The 21,859-nt window shown below is 68.9% G+C and carries 23 protein-coding genes and 1 tRNA gene; 16 read left to right on the forward strand and 8 right to left on the reverse strand.

What is annotated here, in order from left to right:
• Positions 1 to 174: 174 nt before the first annotated feature.
• The 3 genes from ACYQ5L_RS12680 to ACYQ5L_RS12690 all read left to right on the forward strand — a co-directional run bounded on the left by ACYQ5L_RS12680 (position 175) and on the right by ACYQ5L_RS12690 (position 6,849).
• Positions 175 to 792, forward strand: a complete 618-nt coding sequence (locus ACYQ5L_RS12680; protein WP_459957548.1) for a TIGR03085 family metal-binding protein — start codon at positions 175 to 177, stop codon at positions 790 to 792.
• Positions 793 to 961: 169 nt separating this feature from the next.
• Positions 962 to 3,838, forward strand: a complete 2,877-nt coding sequence (locus tag ACYQ5L_RS12685) for an AfsR/SARP family transcriptional regulator (RefSeq protein WP_459957549.1) — start codon at positions 962 to 964, stop codon at positions 3,836 to 3,838.
• Between the two features lie 329 nt (positions 3,839 to 4,167).
• On the forward strand, positions 4,168 to 6,849 hold the full coding sequence (locus tag ACYQ5L_RS12690; RefSeq protein ID WP_459957550.1) for a DNA translocase FtsK: 2,682 nt from the start codon (positions 4,168 to 4,170) through the stop codon (positions 6,847 to 6,849).
• A gap of 31 nt (positions 6,850 to 6,880) precedes the next feature.
• On the opposite strand, the gene ACYQ5L_RS12695 is transcribed toward ACYQ5L_RS12690, so the two are convergent.
• Positions 6,881 to 7,387: a hypothetical protein gene (locus tag ACYQ5L_RS12695; protein WP_459957551.1), complete on the reverse strand. Its 507-nt coding sequence runs from the start codon at positions 7,385 to 7,387 to the stop codon at positions 6,881 to 6,883.
• A 476-nt stretch (positions 7,388 to 7,863) separates the two neighbouring features.
• Positions 7,864 to 8,265, reverse strand: a complete 402-nt coding sequence (locus tag ACYQ5L_RS12700; protein ID WP_459957552.1) for a hypothetical protein — start codon at positions 8,263 to 8,265, stop codon at positions 7,864 to 7,866.
• A 135-nt stretch (positions 8,266 to 8,400) separates the two neighbouring features.
• On the opposite strand from ACYQ5L_RS12700, the gene ACYQ5L_RS12705 reads away from it, so the two are divergent.
• From ACYQ5L_RS12705 to ACYQ5L_RS12715, 3 genes are all read left to right on the forward strand, one after another.
• Positions 8,401 to 8,538 (forward strand): hypothetical protein, encoded by a 138-nt coding sequence (locus ACYQ5L_RS12705; protein ID WP_459957553.1) that lies wholly within the window; start codon positions 8,401 to 8,403, stop codon positions 8,536 to 8,538.
• A gap of 4 nt (positions 8,539 to 8,542) precedes the next feature.
• On the forward strand, positions 8,543 to 8,950 hold the full coding sequence (locus ACYQ5L_RS12710; RefSeq protein ID WP_459957554.1) for an isochorismatase family protein: 408 nt from the start codon (positions 8,543 to 8,545) through the stop codon (positions 8,948 to 8,950).
• Between the two features lie 244 nt (positions 8,951 to 9,194).
• A complete protein-coding gene (locus ACYQ5L_RS12715) occupies positions 9,195 to 9,404 on the forward strand; it encodes a DUF397 domain-containing protein (RefSeq protein ID WP_459963415.1) in 210 nt (69 codons plus the stop codon).
• An 83-nt stretch (positions 9,405 to 9,487) separates the two neighbouring features.
• Here ACYQ5L_RS12715 and ACYQ5L_RS12720 read toward each other — a convergent pair whose 3' ends face one another.
• The 3 genes from ACYQ5L_RS12720 to ACYQ5L_RS12730 all read right to left on the reverse strand — a co-directional run bounded on the left by ACYQ5L_RS12720 (position 9,488) and on the right by ACYQ5L_RS12730 (position 11,664).
• Positions 9,488 to 10,408 carry a helix-turn-helix domain-containing protein gene (locus ACYQ5L_RS12720; protein WP_459957555.1) on the reverse strand — a complete coding sequence of 307 codons (921 nt, stop codon included), beginning with the start codon at positions 10,406 to 10,408 and terminating at the stop codon, positions 9,488 to 9,490.
• 83 nt (positions 10,409 to 10,491) lie between these two features.
• Positions 10,492 to 10,567, reverse strand: a tRNA-Arg gene (locus ACYQ5L_RS12725).
• 353 nt (positions 10,568 to 10,920) lie between these two features.
• On the reverse strand, positions 10,921 to 11,664 hold the full coding sequence (locus tag ACYQ5L_RS12730) for an SDR family NAD(P)-dependent oxidoreductase (protein ID WP_459957556.1): 744 nt from the start codon (positions 11,662 to 11,664) through the stop codon (positions 10,921 to 10,923).
• A gap of 84 nt (positions 11,665 to 11,748) precedes the next feature.
• On the opposite strand from ACYQ5L_RS12730, the gene ACYQ5L_RS12735 reads away from it, so the two are divergent.
• The 4 genes from ACYQ5L_RS12735 (at position 11,749) to ACYQ5L_RS12750 (ending at position 15,858) form a co-directional block, all read left to right on the forward strand.
• Positions 11,749 to 12,327 carry a TetR/AcrR family transcriptional regulator gene (locus tag ACYQ5L_RS12735; RefSeq protein WP_459957557.1) on the forward strand — a complete coding sequence of 193 codons (579 nt, stop codon included), beginning with the start codon at positions 11,749 to 11,751 and terminating at the stop codon, positions 12,325 to 12,327.
• A gap of 125 nt (positions 12,328 to 12,452) precedes the next feature.
• A complete protein-coding gene (locus ACYQ5L_RS12740; protein WP_459957558.1) occupies positions 12,453 to 13,085 on the forward strand; it encodes a TetR/AcrR family transcriptional regulator in 633 nt (210 codons plus the stop codon).
• Entirely contained in the window at positions 13,082 to 13,987 is a 906-nt protein-coding gene (locus ACYQ5L_RS12745) for an SDR family NAD(P)-dependent oxidoreductase (RefSeq protein WP_459957559.1), read from the forward strand. Before ACYQ5L_RS12740 ends, ACYQ5L_RS12745 begins: the two co-directional genes overlap by 4 nt.
• Positions 13,984 to 15,858: an AMP-binding protein gene (locus ACYQ5L_RS12750; protein WP_459957560.1), complete on the forward strand. Its 1,875-nt coding sequence runs from the start codon at positions 13,984 to 13,986 to the stop codon at positions 15,856 to 15,858. Before ACYQ5L_RS12745 ends, ACYQ5L_RS12750 begins: the two co-directional genes overlap by 4 nt.
• 137 nt (positions 15,859 to 15,995) lie before the next feature.
• Here the strand turns inward: ACYQ5L_RS12750 and ACYQ5L_RS12755 are convergent, their stop codons facing one another.
• The gene (locus ACYQ5L_RS12755; RefSeq protein ID WP_459963416.1) at positions 15,996 to 16,658 is read right to left on the reverse strand and encodes a LysR substrate-binding domain-containing protein; all 663 of its coding nucleotides are present in this window, start codon (positions 16,656 to 16,658) and stop codon (positions 15,996 to 15,998) included.
• On the opposite strand from ACYQ5L_RS12755, the gene ACYQ5L_RS12760 reads away from it, so the two are divergent.
• From ACYQ5L_RS12760 to ACYQ5L_RS12770, 3 genes are all read left to right on the forward strand, one after another.
• Positions 16,551 to 16,817, forward strand: coding sequence for a hypothetical protein (locus ACYQ5L_RS12760; RefSeq protein WP_459963683.1), 267 nt, complete (start codon positions 16,551 to 16,553; stop codon positions 16,815 to 16,817). The genes ACYQ5L_RS12755 and ACYQ5L_RS12760 overlap by 108 nt on opposite strands.
• 242 nt (positions 16,818 to 17,059) lie before the next feature.
• On the forward strand, positions 17,060 to 18,112 hold the full coding sequence (locus ACYQ5L_RS12765) for a 2-hydroxycarboxylate transporter family protein (protein WP_459957561.1): 1,053 nt from the start codon (positions 17,060 to 17,062) through the stop codon (positions 18,110 to 18,112).
• A gap of 257 nt (positions 18,113 to 18,369) precedes the next feature.
• Complete coding sequence (locus ACYQ5L_RS12770) at positions 18,370 to 19,035, forward strand: hemerythrin domain-containing protein (RefSeq protein ID WP_459957562.1); 666 nt, start codon at positions 18,370 to 18,372, stop codon at positions 19,033 to 19,035.
• A gap of 21 nt (positions 19,036 to 19,056) precedes the next feature.
• Here ACYQ5L_RS12770 and ACYQ5L_RS12775 read toward each other — a convergent pair whose 3' ends face one another.
• Both ACYQ5L_RS12775 and ACYQ5L_RS12780 read right to left on the reverse strand, forming a co-directional pair.
• On the reverse strand, positions 19,057 to 19,341 hold the full coding sequence (locus ACYQ5L_RS12775) for a YciI family protein (RefSeq protein ID WP_379198218.1): 285 nt from the start codon (positions 19,339 to 19,341) through the stop codon (positions 19,057 to 19,059).
• Between the two features lie 37 nt (positions 19,342 to 19,378).
• On the reverse strand, positions 19,379 to 19,921 hold the full coding sequence (locus ACYQ5L_RS12780) for an amino-acid N-acetyltransferase (RefSeq protein ID WP_459957563.1): 543 nt from the start codon (positions 19,919 to 19,921) through the stop codon (positions 19,379 to 19,381).
• Positions 19,922 to 20,041: 120 nt separating this feature from the next.
• Between ACYQ5L_RS12780 and pgsA the strand changes: the two genes are divergently transcribed.
• From pgsA to ACYQ5L_RS12795, 3 genes are all read left to right on the forward strand, one after another.
• Positions 20,042 to 20,716: a CDP-diacylglycerol--glycerol-3-phosphate 3-phosphatidyltransferase gene (pgsA, locus tag ACYQ5L_RS12785; protein WP_459957564.1), complete on the forward strand. Its 675-nt coding sequence runs from the start codon at positions 20,042 to 20,044 to the stop codon at positions 20,714 to 20,716.
• Entirely contained in the window at positions 20,706 to 21,230 is a 525-nt protein-coding gene (locus tag ACYQ5L_RS12790; protein ID WP_459957565.1) for a CinA family protein, read from the forward strand. The genes pgsA and ACYQ5L_RS12790 overlap by 11 nt, the downstream gene beginning before the upstream one ends.
• 81 nt (positions 21,231 to 21,311) lie before the next feature.
• Positions 21,312 to 21,731: a helix-turn-helix domain-containing protein gene (locus ACYQ5L_RS12795; RefSeq protein WP_459957566.1), complete on the forward strand. Its 420-nt coding sequence runs from the start codon at positions 21,312 to 21,314 to the stop codon at positions 21,729 to 21,731.
• Positions 21,732 to 21,859: the final 128 nt, after the last annotated feature.

Genomic DNA, 21,859 nt, shown 5'->3' on the forward strand with positions numbered 1-21,859 from the left:
AAATTATTGGGTCCACGACCCGATGGACCGAGTGATCAAGCTACCGACCCGGATTGGTTGACGCCAACCGGTGGGACCGCTCCATGATCGAATTCGGCGCTTATCGCCGACCGTGCGGTTTCCTTAACGTCCGCGCCCGTGTACGCCGCCGGAATGTCCGGTTAGGGTTCGGGTATGACTTTGGCCCAACGGGAACGCCAGGCCCTGGTGCGGACAATGGCCGAGGTGGGGCCGGACGCGCCCACCCTGTGCGGGGAATGGACCACCCGGGATCTGGCCGCGCACCTGATCGTCCGTGAACGCCGCCCCGATGCCGCGCCGGGCATCATGCTCGAGCCTTTTGCGCGTCATCTCGAGAACGTGCAGCGCAAGGTGGCGCAGCGGCCGTTCGAACAGTTGCTCGACGAGGTGCGCGGCGGGCCGCCGTGGTACCTGCGCCCGGTCGACGGACTCATGAATCTCACCGAGATGTTCGTCCATCACGAGGACGTCCGGCGCGGATCACCGGGCTGGGAACCGCGGCAGCTGGCCGCCGCCGATGAGGACCGGCTCTGGAAGGTTCTGGTCGGCTTGGCGCGCATGGCGTATCGCAAATCGCCCGTTACCGTCGCGCTCGCGACGCCGGGCGGCCGCCGGGTGATCGCGCACCACAAGGGTGACCGCACCGTGGTGCTCGCCGGACCGCCGTCCGAGCTGCTGCTGCACGCCTTCGGCCGCAATGAGGTCCGCCTCGAGGCCACCGGGGACCCGGATGATGTGCGCGCCGTGTACGCACTCGACCGCAGTGTATGACTTCCAGAATCTGAGACGATCTTCCCAGCTCGACTGGTAATAACCAGTCCGATCATGAAACGATCATGCGGCGAACGGTAGCTTTCCTGAGCCGAACGGTTGCTTTCGCGGGATGAGCGGTCGCCGCCGGACAACGGCGGAGGCCCGTGCTGTGATGAGGTGGTAGGCAATGTCTTGGCAACTGGCGGTTCTCGGACCGGTCGAGTTCGGGTCGGCGGGCGTGCCCACCGCGCCCATGCCACCCAAACAGCAGGCGGCCCTGGTCATGCTGGTCTGCGCCCGCGGGCGCGCGGTCTCGGTCGAGGAGCTGATCGACGGCATCTGGGGTGGGGACCGGCCCACCTCGGCGGTCGGCGCGCTGCGCAACTACGCCTGGGCGCTGCGCAAGACCCTGGCCGCGAGTGCGGTGCAACTGTTCTCGGAGTCGCGCGGGTACCGCCTGGAAGGCCCGGTCGACCTCGATAGCGATCGCATCGACGCCGTCCGCGCCGACGCCGATCGGGCGCGCGCCGCCGGAAACCTGGAACAGGCCGACACCCTGGTGCGCTCCGCGCTGCGGCTGTGGCGCGGCGACCCGTTGAGCGGGGTGCCCGGCCCCTGGGCGGCCGCCGAGCGCGCCCGGCTGCGGCGGCTGCACCGGGTGCTGGAAGAAGACCTCCTCGAGATCGCGGTGCAGCGCGGCGAATACTCCCGCGCCATCGCCGATCTGGAGGCGCTCATCACCGGCGACCCGCACAGCGAGCGATTGCGCGCGCTCATGATGACCGCGCTGTATCGCGCCGGGCGCCGCACCGAGGCCCTCGACGAATTCCAGCGCATCCGCCGGCTGCTGGTCACCGAGCAGGGCATCGAGCCCGGGCCGGTGCTGCTGGAACTGCACCGGCAGATCCTCGCCGACGAACTGCCCGCCGCCGCGCCCGCTCCGGCCGCCGCCCCGCGACCGGCCCAATTGCCGCCGGACACCGCCGATTTCACCGGCCGCCACGCCTTGGTACGCGAATTGAGCACCGTGCTCGGCGGGCCCGCGGATCCGCCCATCGTGGCCATCTCGGGCATGGGCGGGGTGGGGAAGACGGCCCTCGCGGTGCATGTGGCGCACCGGATCCGGGATCGCTATCCGGACGGGCAGCTCTATGTGGACCTGTGCGGCGCGGGCAGCGAACCCGCCGATCCCGAACACGTGCTCGGCGCGTTCCTGCGCGCCCTGGGCGTACCGCAGCGCGATGTGCCGGTCGGCGTCGCCGAACGCGGCGCGCTGTTCCGTTCGGCCATCAGCGGCAGGCGCATGATGCTGCTGCTCGACAATGCCGCCGACGCGGCGCAGCTGGCGGCGCTGCTGCCCGGGGAATCCGGGTGCGCGGTGCTGGTGACCGCGCGGCGTCCGCTCACCGCGCTGCCGGGCGTGCACGCGATTCCGCTGACGGTGCTCGAATCCGAGGAGGCCGTCGAACTGTTCGCGCGGATCGCCGGGGCCCGGCGGGTAATGGGCGATCTCGATGCCGCGCATCGCATCGTGGAACTGTGCGGGCTGCTGCCCATGGCGATCCGCATCGTGGCGGCCCGGGTCGCGGCCCGGCCGCGGTGGACCCTGGTCTCCGAGGCCGACCGGCTGGCGGCCGAACGCCATGACCTCGATCGCTTCCGCGTCGGCGACCTGGCGCTGACCGCGGCGTTCCGGGCCGGATACGAACAGCTCCCGGAGAGCACCGCCCGCGCCTTCCGATTGCTGGCCGTGGCGGATCTGCCGGATCTGCCGCTGGCGGCCACCGCGGCGGTGCTGGACACCATCGAGCCGCTGGCCGAGGACCTGTGCGAGGAGCTCGTCGATCGCGGCATGCTCGAGACCATCGGCCGCGGGCGCTATCACTATCACGACCTCATGCGCCTGTTCGCCATCGGCCGGCAGGCCGCCGAGGTCGACGTCACCGCGCGGCTGCTGGACTACTATCTGGCCACCGTGAAAACCGTGCTGCGCGTGCGTCATCCGGGCCTGCGCCTGCGGCTGGCGCCCACGGCGAATCCGGGCACGCGGCTGACCGATCTGGACGCCACCCTCGAGTTCCTCACCGTGGAGCGGCGCAATCTGGTCGCGCTGTACCGGATGGCCGTCGCGGGCACCGCGCAGCATCGCGCGCTGGCCGCCGATCTCGCCCTGGCGGTGGGGGAGACCATGCTGGCCGGTGATGCGACCGTCGATCTCGAGAAGGCCCTCGAGGAGCTGATCCGCGCCATCGAGGGCGACGGCAATGCGGTCGCGGCCCGCCGCGCCCGGCTCGCGCTGGTCTTCGCCCTGGTCGTGGAGTTCAGCGCCCCCGAGCGCGCCGCCGCCCACCTGCGGCGGCTGCTGGCCGAGGCCGATCCGGAGAACGAGCCCTGGGTCGCCGGGACCACCAATGTCTTCGCCGGCATCCTCGCCCTCTACGACCAGGACCCGCACCGCGGCGCCACCCATTTCGCCACCGCCCTGCACCTCTTCCGGCGCGGCGTCAGCCCCGAAGGCGTGCGCATCGCCTATTCCTTCCTCGCCCAAGCCCATTCGGCCGCCGGCCGCAACCGTGACGCCCTGGCCGCGGCCGCCCGCGCCGTCGTCTGCGACAGTCACGCCGGCACCCGCCTCAATGCCATGTGGGCCCTCACCGAAGCCGCCTGCGTACTGTCCAGCGAAGGCGAGGACGATCTCGGCGCCCGCCTCTTCGACGCCGCCCTGCACGCCGCCCGCCGCGCCGGCAGCACCCGCTTCGAATCCGCCGTCCACGCCCGCGCCGCCCAGAACCACCTGGCCGCCGGCCGCCTCCGCGAAGCCGCCCACCACGCCGAACGCGCCGAACAAACCCGCGCCGGCCACCTCGGCCTGGTCGGCACCCACAACCTCCTGGTCCGCTACACCGCCCTCCGCCGCCTCGGCCGCAATGTCGACGCCGCCGAATGCTACCGAGCCGCCGCCACCCAAATCCCCGACTTCCACACCACCCTCACCCGCTGGTCCGCCCTCCTCGCCCCCACCCCGACCCCCGACCGGAAGCTGCCATTGGCGGCGGCCCACTGAGCCCGGCCCAACGTGCTAGGACAAACGCGCAGCGGACGCGCCGCTGTGCCGCGAGCGTTCCGCCGCTGTCACGCGGGATTCCGCCGCTGTCGGACCGGGGACCGCGCTGCTCACGCCGCCGACTGTGTCCGGGGTTCGGGCGCAGCGGTGTGGATACGGGGCGGGGCCGGTCCTGGCGCCCTGGAATCGGCTCGGATTCCGAGACCAGCCGCCGTCATGTCTCGGGGGGTTTGGGGGCTTGCCCCCAAAGTTCTTCCTCTCTAGGGGTTCGGGGGCTCGGCCCCCCCGAATTTCCCCTGCCGACCGGGGGTCGGCGTTGCCATCACCACATGTCTGGAATGTGTGGGTCGGGTGTTGCGGATGGTCCGCATGGGGCAGTTGCGGCTAGCCTGAGGTGCATGGCAGGTAAGTCCCGCGGTACCGCAGCATCACGGTCGCGAGCGGGATCGGCGCGGGGGCAGGCCTCTGCACGGTCCGGATCGCGCACTCCACGCACGGCTGCGGGAGGACGCGCGAACGGTGCGGGCCGTCCGGGCGGGGCGGCGCGCAAGGCGCCCGCGCGACGGCGTCCGGCGCCGCGGCGCAAGTCCGATACCGCGCCCTTGGCGGTGGTCACCCGGACGGTCAGCGGCGGCTGGAACATGCTGGCGCGCGGGCTGGGGGCGAGCACGCGGGCGATCAGCCGGGCGGGGGATATCGAGCACGGGCATCGGCGCGACGGGATCGCGCTGGCCCTGGTGGCCTTCGCATTCATCATCGCGGCGGCGGTGTGGCTGTCCGCGGGCGGTCCGGTCGGGCACTGGGTGGATACCGCGATTCGCGCGATCTCCGGATCCGCTTCGGCCGGGCTGCCTTTCGTGGCGGTGGCCGTCGCGGTGATCCTCATGCGCACCGAGCCGGATCCGGAGATCCGGCCGCGCCTGGTGCTGGGCGGTCTGCTGGCCGGACTGCCGATTCTGGGCCTGTGGCATCTGGCGGCGGGCGCGCCTGCCGATGCGCACGGCCGCGCGCACGCCGCGGGTTTCGTCGGCTATGTCATGGGCGGTCCGCTGCGGGACGGGTTGAGCGCCTGGCTGGCGGTGCCCCTGCTGTTGCTGGCCATTGTGTTCGGCATCCTGCTGCTCACCGGCACCAAGGTGCGCGAGGTCCCGGAGCGCATGCGCGAGATCTTCGGCACCGCCAGCGGCGGCGACGAATACGAGAGCTATTCCGACGGCCTCTACGATCCGGCCAACTACGACGCGGACGGCTTCCCGCTGCACCGCCCCGAGGTGCGCCGCCGCCGCGGTCGCAGCCCGGCGGACAACTATCCGGCCGATGAGTTCCCCGGTTCGGACGCGGCCACCGAGATCATCGGTGAGCCGCCCTTGCAGGACGCCAAGGACATCGCCAAGGAGCCGCCGAAGCCCAAGCCGCGCAAGCCCGCTCCCAAGGTCGTCGACCAGACCCCGCCGCCGCCGGAGCCGCAGCAGCTGGAGTTCGTGGCCGACCGCGAGGTCGACGGCGACTATCAGCTGCCGCCGCTGAGCCTGCTCACCGATGGCGATCCGCCCAAGAAGCGCAGCGCCGCCAATGAATCCATGATCGAGGCCATCACCGAGGTGCTGGTGCAGTTCAAGATCGACGCGGCGGTCACCGGTTTCGTGCGCGGCCCGACGGTCACCCGCTACGAGGTCGAGCTGGGTCCCGGTGTGAAGGTCGAGAAGATCACCGCCCTGGCCCGCAATATCGCCTATGCGGTGGCGACGGAGAACGTGCGCCTGCTCGCGCCCATTCCCGGCAAGTCGGCGGTCGGCATCGAGGTGCCCAATGCCGACCGCGAATTGGTGCGCCTGGCAGACGTTCTGAAGGCCCCCTCCACCCGCAACGATCACCACCCGCTGCTGATCGGCCTGGGCAAGAACATCGAGGGCGAATTCGTCTCCGCCAACCTGGCCAAGATGCCCCACCTGCTGGTCGCGGGCTCCACCGGTTCGGGTAAGTCGAGTTTCGTGAATTCCATGCTGGTTTCGCTGCTGCAGCGCGCCACCCCCGATGAGGTCCGCATGATCCTCATCGACCCCAAGATGGTGGAACTCACGCCCTACGAAGGCATTCCGCATCTCATCACCCCCATCATCACCCAGCCCAAGAAGGCCGCGGCCGCCCTGGCCTGGCTGGTGGAGGAGATGGAGCAGCGCTACCAGGACATGCAGGCCAACAAGGTCCGCCACATCGACGACTTCAACCGCAAGGTCAAGTCCGGCCAGATCACCGCCCCGCTCGGCAGCGAAAGGGTGTACCGCCCTTATCCGTACATCCTCGCCATCGTCGACGAGCTCGCCGACCTCATGATGACGGCCCCCCGGGATGTCGAGGACGCCATCGTCCGCATCACCCAGAAGGCCCGCGCCGCAGGCATTCACCTGGTCCTGGCCACCCAGCGCCCCTCGGTGGACGTGGTGACGGGTCTGATCAAGACGAACGTCCCGTCCCGCCTGGCCTTCGCCACCTCGTCGCTGACCGACTCCCGGGTCATCCTCGATCAGCCGGGCGCGGAGAAGCTCATCGGCATGGGCGACGGCCTGTTCCTGCCCATGGGCGCCAACAAGCCCACCCGCCTGCAGGGCGCCTTCATCTCCGACGAGGAGATCCACGCCGTCGTCGAATTCACCAAGGAGCAGAAGGAACCCGACTACCAAGAGGGCGTCACCGCCGCCAAGGCGGGCGAGAAGAAGGACGTCGACCCGGATATCGGCGACGACCTCGACCTGTTGCTGCAGGCCATCGAATTGGTCGTCACCTCCCAATTCGGCTCCACCTCAATGCTTCAGCGCAAGCTCCGCGTCGGCTTCGCCAAGGCCGGTCGTCTCATGGACCTCATGGAGACCCGCGGCGTCGTCGGCCCGAGCGAAGGCTCCAAGGCCCGCGACGTGCTCATCAAGCCGGACGAACTGGATGGCCTGCTCTGGACCATCCGCGGCGGTGACGGCGAACCCCCGTCCTCGGATGAGGAGCCCGGCGACGGCTGAACCGCCAGCGCCGTCCGTTACCGCCGTTCCCTCACCCGTCGGCCACGGATCCGGACAGCAGCCGGCCGCGTCCCTCCAGCAGGACGGTGTCGAACAGGGCGTGATAGCTGCGCTGGGCGGCCGCGGCGACCGCCCCCGGTCTGAGATAGGCGTCGAGCCGGTGGGCGGTGTGCACCAGCCGCACCGCCCACCGTCCCGCCTGCTCACCGGTGGACAGCAGCAGGTGCTCGACCTGGTACGCCAGATCCATGCAGGCCGAACCGATTTCGGCGTAGGCCCGGGCCTCCTGCTCCCAGTCCGGCCGCCCGGTCGGCTCCAGCACCTCCACAATGGCCGTCAGCTCGGCTGTGATGCGCTCCAGTCGATGCTGATAGCGGGCCAGCCCGTTGGCGCTGCGCAGTGTGCGCATGGTGATCGGCGGCCGGCATTGGATCTGCTCGGCTTCCGCGGTGCGCGCCACCCCGCGCAGCGCGGCGGCGGACAGGTCGCGCAGGACCCAGTCCACCGTCAGTTCCAGATCGATGTTCTCTACACGCACGGCAACCGTGCCTCTCCGCCAAGGCATCCGCGAACACCGGCCCCCGCGCCGGAATGGACATGAGCACAACCCGTGCTCGCTAGCCGTATCGGCGCCGCCGCGAAATATGTTGCCAAAAGTTAGCCATCAATTGTGTGGCGGCTGTCACGGCATGAACTCGGCCGGATCCGGCCATTCAGCGGAGTCTCGCCGTCAACCGGCGATGGCGGGACGGCGGAACCATCCACCGGAAATACGTTGGGACATACTGGTAATCAGGAGTGTGCCGACGAACAGGTGTCCGAATCCGGACCGGACACAACGAGCGTCCGCCCGGCATCATTCGGCTGTCGCAGAAGCCTGGCCGACCCACCGGCGTTCGGCCCGCGCGGATGTCGCCGTTGACATCTACTCCACGCTGAGGTGCGCGGGACCGGAAAGGTGGACGGGGCCCAGGCGAGGGCCCCATGAGGGCCTGCGACCGTGCGACCCGCCTCTCACGCGGCGTCGAGGGCCGCGGTGATCTTGTGGACCATTTCGGTCGTGGCGGGTCCGATGGGGCTCTTTCCCGCCTGCGTTGCGGCATCGATCGCCACGAGGACGGTGGTACGGAAGTTGGCGGCCTCGCCCGGGTCCTGCTGCTGCAGCAGGCGCACCGACGCCGTCAGGGCCGGCAGCACCCGATCGGCGAGCTCGGCAACGGATTTCCCGGTCAGCTTGATGTCCCGCGACTTGGCCGCGAGCACGTACCCGACCTGTCCGGTCGCGGAGTTCAGGGCGATGCAACCGGCGGTGGAGGCCTTGTGTGCCGAGCCGGTGGCGGAGAGCAGGGAGACGGCGCCGTACGCGGCGATGCGGATGGTGCTCTTGTCCTGGTCGGTCAGGGTGATGGTGGACATGATGTGTACTCCTTTGTGTGAGTTGTGGTTTCGGCCGTCCGCGGTGCGGGTTCCGGTCGAGCTCGATGTACACACTGTCGGGGTCGCGACTGACAGCGGCCTGACAGACCTCTGACATGCCCACTGACACGAAATATGCAGTCTGAACTGAACAGGCTGACCCGCGCCCTGCTCGACCGGTACACCGATGCCGAGCGCGCGACGATCGCCGAGGCGCTGGCGCTGCTCGACCGGTTGTCGGCCGCGGACCCTTCCGGCAGCAAAGGACATTGAAACCATGGCTCTGACCACCCCGGATCCGAATACCGCGCTCGTGCTCGTGGATCTGCAGCGCGGCATCGTCGCCTCGCCCGCCGTGCCGAACTCCGGCGCCGAAGTCGTCACGCGCTGTGCCGAACTCGCGCAGGCGTTCCGCAAGCGCGAGCTGCCGGTGGTGCTGGTGAACGTGAACTTCGGGGCGGACTTCGCCGCGGCTCCGAAGGGCCGCAAGGAGATCGGGCCCGCGGCCGGGTTCCGGCCCCCGGCCGACTGGTCCGATCTCGTCGACGGGATCGACGCGCAGCCCGGCGATATCCGGGTGCGGTGCCCAGCGCGTACAGGATCGGCGGCAGGGCGGCGGAACACAGGTACGGCAGTAGGGTTTTCGCCCGGTAAAACGGTTTCCGAGGGCGCCGCCACAAGGTAGCCATGTGGTGACTCGTCTGTAGCAGGCGGGCCCCCTGGCTGCGGTTCGTGCGCGGCGATTGTTTGTCGGTGGGTCGCCGTAGAGTTGCGTTCATGAGCATTTCGATGTGCCGGCGCGCGGGGCCAGGCGAATTCAGTTGCGCGACTGGTGGTTCGGATAGCACTGTGTTCGTCGTAAGCGATATAGGAGAAGGGCCATGGGGAGTGGTCCTCCGGGGGAAGGAATGAATGCCATGAACTGCAATATGGTTCGCGGGGAGCGTCGCGGTCCGAGGTTCGCCAAGAGCAGCTTCAGCTATGGCGGCGGCGATTGCGTGGAGGTTGCCTACCACGAAGGCCGGATCGCGGTGCGTGATTCCAAGGATCGGCACAGCCCGACCTTGTGGTTCACGAAATCCGAGTGGCGAGCATTCACATCGGGTGTCCGGGCCGGCGAATTCGATTTCGGCGGCTGACGGGCAGGTGGTGTCGCAGCGAATTCGCTGCGACACCACCACCCCACGTGCGGCCGACCCCTCGTGCGGCCGCTGGAATCAGGTCAATTGGTTGCGATGCGGTGTATTTCGTCCCGGAGTCCGGCGAGAAATACGCGGGCATCGCTGTCGAACACCGCCATTCGAGTCAAAGCCGCCCAGCGGCGGCGATGGGCGTCGACGAGTTCGGGGCCGCGCGTGACCATGTTGCCCGGAATAGGCTCCGCGGAGGCGAGCGCGTGGTCCTCGTTCTCGTAGATGACAAAACCGTGCGGAATCGTGGTGCTCGCCTCGATATCCTGCGGAATAATCCCGATGCTGACCGAATCGAGGGTCTCGATCGAAATGATCCGGTCCAGCTGGGCGAGCAGCATGCGATGCGGACCGGGCCGAAACCGCAGGGCCGCTTCGGTCATCAGGAATTCGAAGCGCTTCGCGGGGTCGTACAGCACCCGCTGACGATCCAGCCGCGCCGCCAGTGCGGCCGCCAGAGCGTCGGGCGTATAGGGCGGATCGAAGGTGGCGAACACGCGGCGCGCATAGTCGGCGGTCTGTAGCAGCCCCGGCACCAGTGCGGGCTGAAAATTCCGCACCACCAGCGCGTCCTCCTCGAACGCCCGCACATCGTCCTGCAAATGCGCGCGACCCGCGAGCGAGGCCGCCCAGTCCTGTACCTCGGGCGAATGCGCCGCCTCGGTGAGCGTGCGCAGCAACTGCAGGGAATCCTCTTCCGCCCCAACCGCCTCGGCCCAGTCGAGCACCTGCGGTAGCGGCGGGACCGCATGGCCGGCCTCGATCCGCGACAGCGTCGACTGACTGATCCCGACCCGCTTGGCCAACTCCCGCCCGGAGATCCCAGCCACCCCCCGCAACCGGCGCAACTCGGCAGCCAACTGCTGCCGCGGATGTGACTGCCGTGCAGCCGAATCCGCGGCGGCGTCCGCCGCCGTAGCCGTGCCCTCCGCGGGCTGATTCACTGGAACCATGATGATTCAGATCGAATCAGATCGATTCACTCGAGTCAAGACTGGGCGTTCACACCGTGAATCATGAATCATCGATCGAAAGATGGTATGCCCGGGAGGAATCGAACCTCCGGCCTCTTCGTTCGCAACGAAGCGCTCTCTCCGCTGAGCTACGGGCATGTGATCCGCGCTGATGTCGCCGTTGACATCTACTCGCCATTGAGACGCGCGGGGGGCAAGGACGGGTATGAAAAAGGGCCGCTCCGAGGCGTATTGCCGGATGCGGCCCTGAGGGGTCTGGGACGTAGACCCTTAGGGACCGCTGCGAATTCGCTGACGGAGGAAGCCGGGTACGACGAGGAGGGCGCCGGACGTGCGGGCGCCGTCGATCCAGCGCTGGCGCTGGGTGCGGGGCTGCCCGTACATGGAGTGGACCTTCCTGGTCGTATCGGTTGGTGTATACCGAAGGTAGCACCGTGGATTCGGCTGCGAAACCGAATTATCGAGCGGTCTCATGGGAGGGGGTGGCGCCCTCAGGCCAGGGCGCCGCCGTCGATGGTGAGGACGGCGCCGGTGATGTAGGAGGCGGAGGGGCTGGCCAGGAAGACCACCCCGGCCGCCAGCTCTTCGGGCTTTCCGTAGCGGCCCATGGGGTTCCAGGAGCGCTGGATATCGGAGGTGGGGCCGTCCGGGGGATTCATGTCGGTGGCGAAGGCGCCGGACTGGATGACGTTGACGGTGATTCCGCGGGGCGCCAGGTCGCGTGCCGCGCCTTTGCTGTAGCCGATGACGGCGGCCTTGGATGCGGCGTAGTCGGCCATGCCGGGGGTGCCGGTGCGGGCGGACAGAGTGGAGCCGATGGTGATGATGCGGCCCTCGTCGGCGAGCACCGCGGCGGCGGCGCGGGTCGCGCTGACGACCCCGCCCAGGTTGACGTCGTAGACCGGGTTGCGGTGGCCGGGCGTGACCTCGCCGAGTGTTCCGGATTCGATGACCCCGGCATTGTTGACCAGCACGTCCAGGCGGCCGAAGTCGGCGACGACCGACTCGATCAGTGTGGCGACCTGCGCCGGATCGGATTGGTCGGCGCGGTAGGCGCGCGCCCGCCGGCCCCTGTCCTCGATATCGCTCACCACCGCGGAAGCCTTGCCGGACATGGACGTTGAACTGATCGCCACATCGGCTCCGGCCTCCGCGAGCGCCTTGGCGATGGCCGCTCCGAGTCCGCGCGAGCCGCCGGTGACCAGCGCGACCTTGCCGTCCAGCGAGATGTTCATCCGAGTCTCCACTCATTGTGTACTGAAAGGTATAGAACTCTTCTAGTAATATACTTATCGGTACAGAAAGGCAAAGGGAGAGCGGTGACCACTGGACGACCACGCGAGTTCGATATCGATGAGCGGCTCGATCGCGCCATGCGGGTCTTCTGGCGGCAGGGCTACGAGGGGACCGCCCTGTCCGACCTGACGGCGGCGATGAACATCAACCGGCCCAGCCTGTATGCCGCATACGGCAACAAGGAAGCCCTGTTCCTGCGGGCGGTCGATCGCTACGAGGCGGGGCCGGCCGGCTATGTCGGCCGTGCGCTCGCCGAGCCGACGGCCCGCGCCACGGCCGAATCGCTCATGCGCGGTGCGGTCGCGCTCACCACCTCGGAACCGCGCGGCTGCCTGTTCGTCCAGGGCGCATTGGCCACCGGGCCCGGAAGCGACTCGGTGCGTTCGGAATTGGCGGCCCGGCGGCAGGCGGCGCACGCGACTCTCCGGGATCGTTTCGACCGTGCCCGCGCCGCGGGCGAGTTCCCCGCGGATATCGATGCCGACGCTCTCGCTCGATCGATCTGGGCGACCACCTATGGTCTCGCCGTCCAGGCGGCGAGCGGCGCCTCTGCGGTGGAACTGAACCGTGCCGTCGACATGGTCATGGCCACGTTCCCCTGAGTGCCGCCGTGATGTGCGGCAGGCGATGTGGGCCGGATGGCGGCAAACGTCGTCCTTGACAGGCAGTGCCGGCGGGCGCATTCTGAACCGTGTTCAATTTGAACCGTGTTCAGAATGGCGGGTAGATGGCCACGAAGTGGGGTGACCGGGAGGCTCGGCGGGTCGATATTCTCGAGGCCGGGCGGCGATTGCTGACCGACCGGGGGTACGCGGCCCTGCAGATGCGCGATGTCGCCAAGGGCGCCGGGATCAGTCCCGGCACGGTGTACACCTACTTCGCGACCAAGGAGGCGCTGTACGCGGCGTTGTACGCGGCGCGGCTGGCCGAATTCGCCGACAAGGTCGAACCGCTGTGCGCGGAGTGCGACGACGCGGAGGATCTGTTCGTCGCCATGTGCACCGAGTATCTCGAGATGTACCGGATCTACGGGCAGGAGCTCAATATCTGGGCGGTGCTCGCGGGTGAGGTCGAGCTGGACCAAGAGGTGGGCGGGCAATTGCTCGTGGCCGCCGCGCGGATCTACGACCTGGTGCTGCGGACGGTCGATCGGTTGCGCATCGCGGAAACCGCTGCGGCGGAGGCGGATCCGGGTCTGGTGGTGACCATGCTGTGGGCGGTCATGACCGGGCTGGCCGATCACTTCACCAGCGTGCGCCACTACCTGCACGCCCACCAGTGGGAGGAGACCGTGCGCTTCACCGCGCGCACGTTCACGGCGGGCCTGCGGAGCCCGCGGGAGCAGGAGAGACAAGTATGAACAATGGCGTTCATCCGGCCGCCGAGCTGGCGCGGCGAGCCCTGGACCGGGTGGTGAACCCTTCGCGGCTGCGGGACGCGGAAGCGTTGCGGCGCAGTGTATCCGGCAAGACCGTACTGGTGACGGGCGCCTCGTACGGGCTGGGGGAGGCCACCGCCCGAGAACTCGCCGCGGCCGGGGCGACCGTGCTGCTGGTGGCGCGCACCGCCGAGCGGTTGGAAGCCCTTGCCGCGGAGATCGATTCGACGGGCGGGACGGCATTCGCGTACCCGGCGGACTTGACCGACGAGGTGGCGGCGGGGGAGCTCGCGAAAACGATTACCGAGCGCCACGGCGCGCTGGATGTGATCGTCAACAATGCGGGCAAGTCCATGCGCCGCTCACTGCACCTGCAATACGACAGGTTCCACGATTTCGAACGCACCATCGGCGTCAACTACCTGGGCCCGATCCGGCTGCTGCTGGGCCTGCTGCCGGCCATGCGCGAGGCCGGGCGCGGGCACATCGTGAACATCTCCACCATCGGCGTCCGGATCGCACCCGGACCGCGCTGGGGCGCGTACCAAGCCTCCAAGGGCGCCTTCGACGTCTGGTTGCGCAGTGTGGCACCGGAATTGCACGCCGACGGCGTGACGGTGTCCACGGTCTACATGGCCTTGATCTATACGCGGATGAGCGCACCGACCCCGATCATGCGCGCACTGCCGGGCCTCTACCCGGCCGAGGCCGCCGATATCGTCGCCAAAGCCATCGTCCGGCAACCTCGTTCGATCGCGCCCTGGTGGGTGTGGCCCGCCGATGTGCTGTCCGCGGCGCTGCCCGGGCCACTGGACGCCTTCATGCGGATCTGGGCGCGCGTCACCCGCGACACCGACGCCGCGACCGCGGGGAGCCCGCAGTGAAGGCGAACACGATGCTGGAAACCGGTCTCGCTGTCGGCACGGCCTTGACCGAATCCCGGCTGCTGCGCCCGGTGGGTCCCCGGTCCGCGCTCCGGATGGGTCGCGCACTCGCCTCGAAATCCCCGAATGCCCCACTGCTGGCGGCATTGTCGGCCGCCCGCTGGCCGAACCGCGTCGCCCTCGTGGACGACCTCGGCGCACTCACCTACGCCGACCTCGCATCCTGGATCGATGCCGTCGCGAGCGGTCTGCACCACGAATTCGCCGTCGGCGCGGGCGGTGCGGTCGCGGTCATGTGCCGCAACAGCCGCTACTCCGTCGCCGGACTGCTCGGGGCAATGGCGACCGGCGCCGACGTGATTCTGCTCAACACCGACTTCCACACCGAAGCCCTACGCCGCTCACTGGCTCGCCAGGAAATGCGGGTGATCATCTGCGACGCCGAATTCGAGGCCGCCCTGCGTGCGGCCGGTTACGCCGGCCCGCTCGTGCTCGCTTTCGGCGCCGCCCCAGTCGAACCGGCCGAGGCCGTGGGGAATTCGGCACCGGCGAGCCGAGCGACCGCGCATCGGGTGACCAACAGTCAGTGGGCAGCGGGTCGGACGAAGACCGGCTGGACGGTGGCGGGGGAGGTGGCCGTTCGGCAGGCGTCCGCGAGCCACCCGGTCGTGCGGGAGGCGAGTGAAGGGGAGGCGGCAACAGGCCGTGTGTCGGGCGAAGTGACCGCCGTTGGGCAGGCAGCGGGCTCCGCGCCGGGCGGATCGGTCACGGTGGACGGGTGGGTGCGGCGCGGGTATCGGCCGCTGGGGCGGATGCCGGTGGGGCGGTTGGTGATTCTGACCTCCGGGACCACCGGTACGCCGAAGGGGGTGCCGCGCCGGCCGGGTCTGTCCATGATCGCGGGCACCGCCGCGAGCATCCTGCACCGGACCGGGCTGCGGACCGGCAGCGTGATTGCGGTCGGCATCCCGATGTTCCATGGATTCGGTCTGGGCGTAGTGCTACTAGGGCTGGCGCTGGGCGGAAAGCTGGTGATGCACAGGCGGTTCGACGCCGAGACCGCGCTGGCGGCGATTGCCGGGCATCGGGTGGACATGTTCGCCGGGGTGCCGGTGATGATGCAGCGAATCCTGGCTCTGCCCAACGCGACTCGGCAGCGGTACGACCTGTCGTCGCTGCGGGTGGCCCTGTCGGGTGCGGCCCCGTTGAGCCCCGCCCTCGCACGGGAATTCACCGCCGTCTTCGGCGAGGTGCTCTACAACGGTTACGGCTCTTCGGAAGTCGGCATCGGCGCACTGGCCACCCCGGAGGATCTACGGGTCGCACCGGGTACGGTGGGCCGCCCGGTGACCGGCGTCGAAGTGCGCATTCTCGACGATACGGGGCGTGAACTGCCGCCGTGGGCGGTCGGCCGCATCTTCGTCGGCGGCGATCTCGGCTTCTCCGGCTACTCCGGCGGCGGCAACAAGGATCGGGTGGACGGGCGGATCAGCAGCGGCGATATGGGCTATCTGGACGCCGGCGGGCGGTTGTTCCTGGTGGGCCGGGAGGACGACATGATCGTCTCCGGCGGCGAGAACGTGTATCCGCAGGAAGTGGAGTACGTCCTGGCAACCCATCCGGCCGTGGCCGACGTCGCGGTGATCGGCGTGGACGACGCGGAATACGGCCAGCGGCTGGCCGCCTTCGCGGTGCTCGCCCCGGAGCATCACCTCGACCCGGGTGAACTTCGAGACTTCCTGCACGACAAGGTCGCCCGATTTCAGCGCCCGCGCGATATCACCCTCGTCGCACAGATTCCGCGCAATGCCACCGGCAAGGTCGACCGAAAGGCATTGCGCGGAACCGGGAATCCGTCCGGCGCCGCCTGAGCGACGGCGACCGGAACCGCGAAAGCCACTGGGGCAGAACGTGGGTACGTCGCTGGTGCTGGCATTGCCGCCGATCGATGGCTTCAGCTCGCTCTCCCAGTCGTGGCGACCCTGACGCAAGTCCAATTCGGCCGCCGTCACGGTTGCGGGTCGGGAATGCGTTCCTGCAGACCGTGTTTCAGGTGGTCGATGACGGCGCGGGTGCGGCGGGGGAGTGCGGGGGAGACCGCGTAGACGGCGTGGATGTCAGCGCTGGGGGTCGGGATGCCGGGGAGGACCTGGATCAGGTCGCCGCTGTCCAGCAGCGGGCCGACATGCCAGAGGGAGCGCATGATCAAGCCGCGTCCTTCCAAGCACCAGCGGGTGATGACATCGCCGTCGTTGCTGACGAGGTTGCCGGCCACGCGGACGGCGGTTTCCGTCCCGTCGGGGGCGAATCGCCAGAGGGAATAGTCGCTGTCGTTCTCCTTCAGCACGATGCAATTGTGCTGCTCCAATTCGGCGAGCCCGGCGGGCAGGCCGTGGCGCCGCACGTATTCCGCTGATGCGCACACGATTCGGCGATTCCGGCACAATCGCGTGGTGGTGAGCCGGGAATCGTGCAGTGTGCCGACATGGATGTCGATATCGAATCCGGTGCCCGCGATATTGAGCGGTGTCGAGGACAACTCCAGATCGATATGGATCTTGGGATGCACCGCAACGAATTCGGCGACCAGTTCGGCGATATGCGCCCGGCCCAGCCCGATGGTCGACCGCAGCTGGACCCGGCCGCGGAGTTCGTCGTGCTGTTCGGATATGGAGTCGGCGAGCACGAGGCCGCCGCTGCCATGCTGTCCGCGGTGGAAGCGGTGCTCGCACAAGGTCATGCCGCGCTGACACCGGATATGGGCGGCGTCGGCACCACCGAATCGCTCGGCAAGGCGATCTGCGCCCGCCTGGAACAGCCTGCGAGTTGACATGAGCTTGAAAGACAAGACCGGCAGGACCTTCCGGCGCGGGCTGCCGCGGCTCGACGGTGTCCGCTGATCGTTCCGGTGGGACTCACCGCCATCGTCCTGATCGCGGGCAGGTTCGACGCGGTCCCGGAGAACATGATCGGCGGACTGGCGGTGATCGTCGGGCTGGGCACGCTGCTCGGGCCGCTCGGCAACCGCCTGCGATCGTCTCGAAAATCGGTGGCGGCGCGCTCGTTTGCCTCATGGTGCCGTCGATCCGGGTGTACCTGGGCGCATTCGAGCAGAACACCCTCGATGCGGTCACCGTGGCGATGAAGCAGGCGAATTGGCTGTACTTCGTGATCAGCACCCTGGTGGTCGGCAGCATTCTGGGAATGAGCCGCACACTCATGACCGGCGGCCTGGTCCGCATCTTCCCGCCGCTGATCGCCGGCACCACGGTCGCGGTGGCCGCCGGACTCGGCACGGCCATGGCCTTCGGCTACGACTTCCATCGCGCCCTGTTCTACATCGTGGCGCCGATCATCGGCGGCGGCATCGGCGAGGGCGTCAGCCCGCTGTCCTCCGCCTATGCCGCGGCGCTCGGCGGGGAGCCGGGAAGCTATGTGGCCGAACTGATTCCGGCCGCCATTCTCGGCAATATCGTCGCCATCGTCACCGCGGGCCTGCTGCGCCGCCTCGGCGAGCGCCGCCCGGCGCTGGACGGCGGCGGGCAACTGGTGAAATCACCGGACCCGGCACTGTCCGCAGCCCCGGCCGAAACCGCTGCACGCGAACCGAATTACGCCTTCGGCGTGCTCACCATCACCGGCCTGTTCGTCCTCGCCACGCTCCTGGAACTGGTCATTCCGCTGCCCGCCCCAGTACTGGTGATCATCCTCTCGGTGTTGTGCAAGGCGTTCGACTTGTTTCCCGCCGAGGCGGAAGCCGATGCGCGAGCGGTGTATTCGATCATCTCGCGCTGTTTCATCTACCCGACCATGATCGGTCTCGGCATGCTGTACCTCCCACTGGCCAACGTGATCGGAGTCCTCGCACCCGGCTACATCCTGGCCTGCACGGCGGTCGTCCTGTCGATGGCGGCCACCGGATTCCTCATCGGCCGCGCCATCGGCATGTACCCGGTCGACGCATCCCTGGTCACCGTCTGTCACAGCGGCCTGGGCGGCACCGGCGACGTGGCCATCCTCTCCGCGGCCAGCCCCATGGTCCTCATGCCCTTCGCCCAGATCTCCACCCGCATCGGCGGCGTCTCCACGGTGATCTCCGCCGCCTGGCTGATCCGCATCCTCTAGACGGGGCCGTCCAACCTGTTCGTCCCACTCGGCCGGAAACTCCGCCCGCTGCGCGCACACATCGGCTTCGCCGACGGCGGTTCCGCGGTCCTCGGCATCGCCCGAGCGGTGTAGTCGGTCGCCCGCCGCCCTCATCGTTAACGGGCGCTTCCGAGCGGGGCGATTATTCGGCGGTGATCCGATTGTGACGGCGCCGGCGCCGGCTCGTGTCACCATCTCGACTGCTAACTCGGAGCTATTGACAGGAGTGTGCGACGGTGACTGCCGCGAACGGTGAACAGGGGCCTGCGATCGGGCAGATGGCGGTGATCCATCGGACCTTCCGCAGTGAATTCGCGACCGCGCCCGCCCTGGTGCGGGCCCTACGGCCCGGCGCGGGGGAGCGGGTTCGGCTGGTGACCGAGCATCTGCGGAATGTGCTGGACGGGTTGCATATTCACCACACCGGTGAGGACGAGATCCTGTGGCCGCTGGTGCAGCAGCGCGCGCCCGAGGAGGCCGAGCGGGTGAAGCTCATGGTGGACCAGCACGAACGGGTCGATGAGCTGGTCCAGCAGCTGACCGCGTTGCTGCCGCAGCTGGCGGCCGATCCGCTGGCCTATCGCGAGGACACGGCGGCCAAGCTCGAGGAGTTGGGCGCCGAATTGGAGACGCACATGGCGGCCGAGGAGGCGGAGCTGCTGCCCATCGTGGCCCGGCACGTCACCGCGGCGGAATGGGCGCAGCTGGGGCAGCACGGTCTGGCCCGCGTCGACAAGAGTCGTCGCCTGCTCACGCTGAGCAACATTCTGGATCTCGCCACCCCGGAGGAGCGGAAGCTGTTCCTCGCCGAGCTGCCCGCACCGGTCAAGGTGCTGTGGAGGCTGGTCGGCAAGCGGCAGCTGGCCCGCTCCCGCGCCCGGTTGTACGGCGCCGCGGCCTGAGGCCGCGGGCCGCACGGCTCGTCAGGACACGAAAGCGCCCATCACCGGCTGCCATTCGGCGACCCGGCGGGCCTCGACCAGGCCCTCGCGCTGGAACGGATCCTCGTCGAGGAGCTTGTGCACCGTCTCGGCGTCCGGGGCCTGGAACAGGATGAGCGCGCCCAGGCCGTCGGTGTAGGGGCCGCTGGTGAGCACGATGCCCTGGTCGACGAGGTTGTTCAGGAACGCCCGGTGCTCGGGGCGATGCTCGGCGCGCGCCGGGACGGTGGCCTCGGTGTAGGTGTAGTGGACGGCGAAGATCGGCACTGATGGCTCTTTCCGGTCGGGGGAACTTGTCGAAGAATCAGAGCGTCAACAGCATTCGGGTATTCCCGAGCGTATTGGGCTTGACGTAGCTGAGGTCGAGGAATTCGGCGACGCCGGTGTCGTAGGAGCGGCACATCTCGGCGTAGACCTCGGCGGTCACCGGGGTGCCGTCGATCTCCACGAAGCCGTGCCGGGTGAAGAACTCCACCTCGAAGGTGAGCACGAACAGCCGCTTCAGCTGGAGTTCGCGCGCGACGGCGATCAACTGCTCGACCAGCAGCCGCCCGGCCCCGGTGCCCTTGATATCCGGGTGCACCGCCACCGTGCGCACCTCGCCGAGGTCGGCCCACAGCACGTGCAGCGCCCCGCAGCCGATGATCTGCCCGTCCTTCTCGGCCACCCAGAATTCCTGGACCGCCTCGTACAGCGTGACGAGGTTCTTCTCCAGCAGGATCCGGCCGGCGTAGATGTCGATGAGCTGCTTGATCGCGGGCACGTCAGAGGTTCGGGCGCGGCGGACGACCGGCTGGGTAGCCGTCGTTCCGTCGATCGAACCGCTGTGAGGTGCCCGTGTTGTCATGGGGTGCACAGTAGTCGGCCCCGGTACCGATAGGCTTGGCGGTGTGTCGCACATCCAGCTCCCCCGCATACCGGAATGGTCCGGAAACCAAGGCCGGTTCGGCGGCCGGTGGGGGCGCTGGTGACGGTGCAGCGTGACGAGTGGGATGGTCGCTGGGCCGATGCCGGTCCCCAGCGACCGGGATTGGCGGCGGTACCGCAATCGGCGGGCGTGGTGGAGACCGCGGCCGTGCCGTTGATGAACATCGCGAATGTGCTGACCATCCTGCGCATCCTGATCGTGCCGCTGTTCCTGGCCGCGCTGTTCGCCGGCGGCGGGCACGACACCGGCTGGCGCTGGGCCGCGGCCGCGCTGTTCGGCGTCGCCGCCATTACCGATCGCATCGACGGGCAGCTGGCCCGGAAGTACGGTCTGGTCACCGATTTCGGCAAGCTCGCCGATCCGATCGCGGACAAGGCGCTCATTGGCGCCGCCCTCATCGGACTGTCCATGCTCGGCGATCTGCCCTGGTGGATGACCCTGGTGATCGTGGCCCGCGAACTCGGCATCACCCTGCTGCGGCTGGCGGTGGTGCGCCGCGGCGTGATCCCGGCCGGGCGCGGCGGCAAGCTCAAGACGCTGGTCCAGTCGGTGGCGATCGCGGTGCTGTTGCTGCCGTTGTCCGGGGGATTCGCCACCGCCGGAATGGCTTTGATGTACGTGGCGGTGGTGCTCACGGTGGTGACCGGCCTCGACTACGTGGTGCAGGCGGCCCGGCTGTGGTTCGGCTCGCCCGGCGGCAGCCGTGCCGCCTGAGGTCCGTCTCACCCCGCTCGGGTCGCCCGACCCGCTGACCTCGCTCGCGCCGGCCGCCGACCTGGTGGCCGCGCTGCGCGCCGCGGGTCAGACCATCGCGACCGCGGAATCGCTGACCGCCGGACTGCTGGCCGCGACCATTGCGGGAATTCCGGGCGCGAGCACCGTGTTGCGCGGGGGACTGATCGTCTACGCGACCGATCTCAAACATGCTCTCGCCGGTGTGAGCACCGACACGCTCACCGCGGACGGTCCCGTCGCCGCGAGCACCGCGGAGCAGCTGGCCGTCGGCGCCCGCACCCGCTGTGGAGCCGATTGGGGCGTCGGGCTCACCGGTGTCGCCGGGCCCGATCCGCAGGACGGTCGTGAGGTCGGCACGGTCTTCCTCGGTATCTCCGGTCCGGAGGGCACCGAGGTGGTCCGGTTGAAGTTGTCGGGAGACCGGTGGACGATCAGGGTGGGCTCGGTCCGCGCCGCGGTCACCGAACTCGTCCGCAGCATTGCGGGCGGGTGATGGGGCCGGGAACGCGCGGCCGACGCCGGACGTTGTCCAGTCAAACGCTGGGTCCGGCGAGACGAGTGTGAGGAGAACGAGATGACGCTGCTGCGAGAAGCGATCGGGGAAAGCCTGCGGCGCGCTCGGGTCGCCCAGAGCCGGACGTTGCGTGAGGTCTCCACCTCGGCACGGGTGAGCCTGGGGTACCTGTCGGAGGTGGAACGCGGGCGCAAGGAGGCTTCCAGCGAGCTGCTGGCCGCCATCTGCCAGGCCCTGGATCTGCCGCTGGCGCAGGTGCTCTTCGATGTCGGTTCGGCCATGGCCGAGGCCGACAAGGCCGCCGCCAAGCAGCCCGAGCCGGTGGGGGTGGGTGCGCCGAGCGCGCCCCCGGCCTCGAATGCTCAGCTGTCGGCGGCCGGTGCGAAGGTCACGCCGCGCGGCGGGGACGGCGCTTTCGGTCCGCGAATCGTCATTCCGGCGCCGAAGTCGGACCGGCTGGTGCTGGTGGCGGCCAAGTGATCGCTGTGCGCTGGAGCCGAAAGGGATAAATTCTCTGTAGGCTTCAGGCCGGAGGCGTCGTGCAGCTGCGGGGGTTCCGCTCCGCGGCTGCCGGCGCAGTGGATGGAGACAGGGACAACCGGGTGCGT

The organism is Nocardia sp. IFM 10818 (assembly GCF_054655275.1).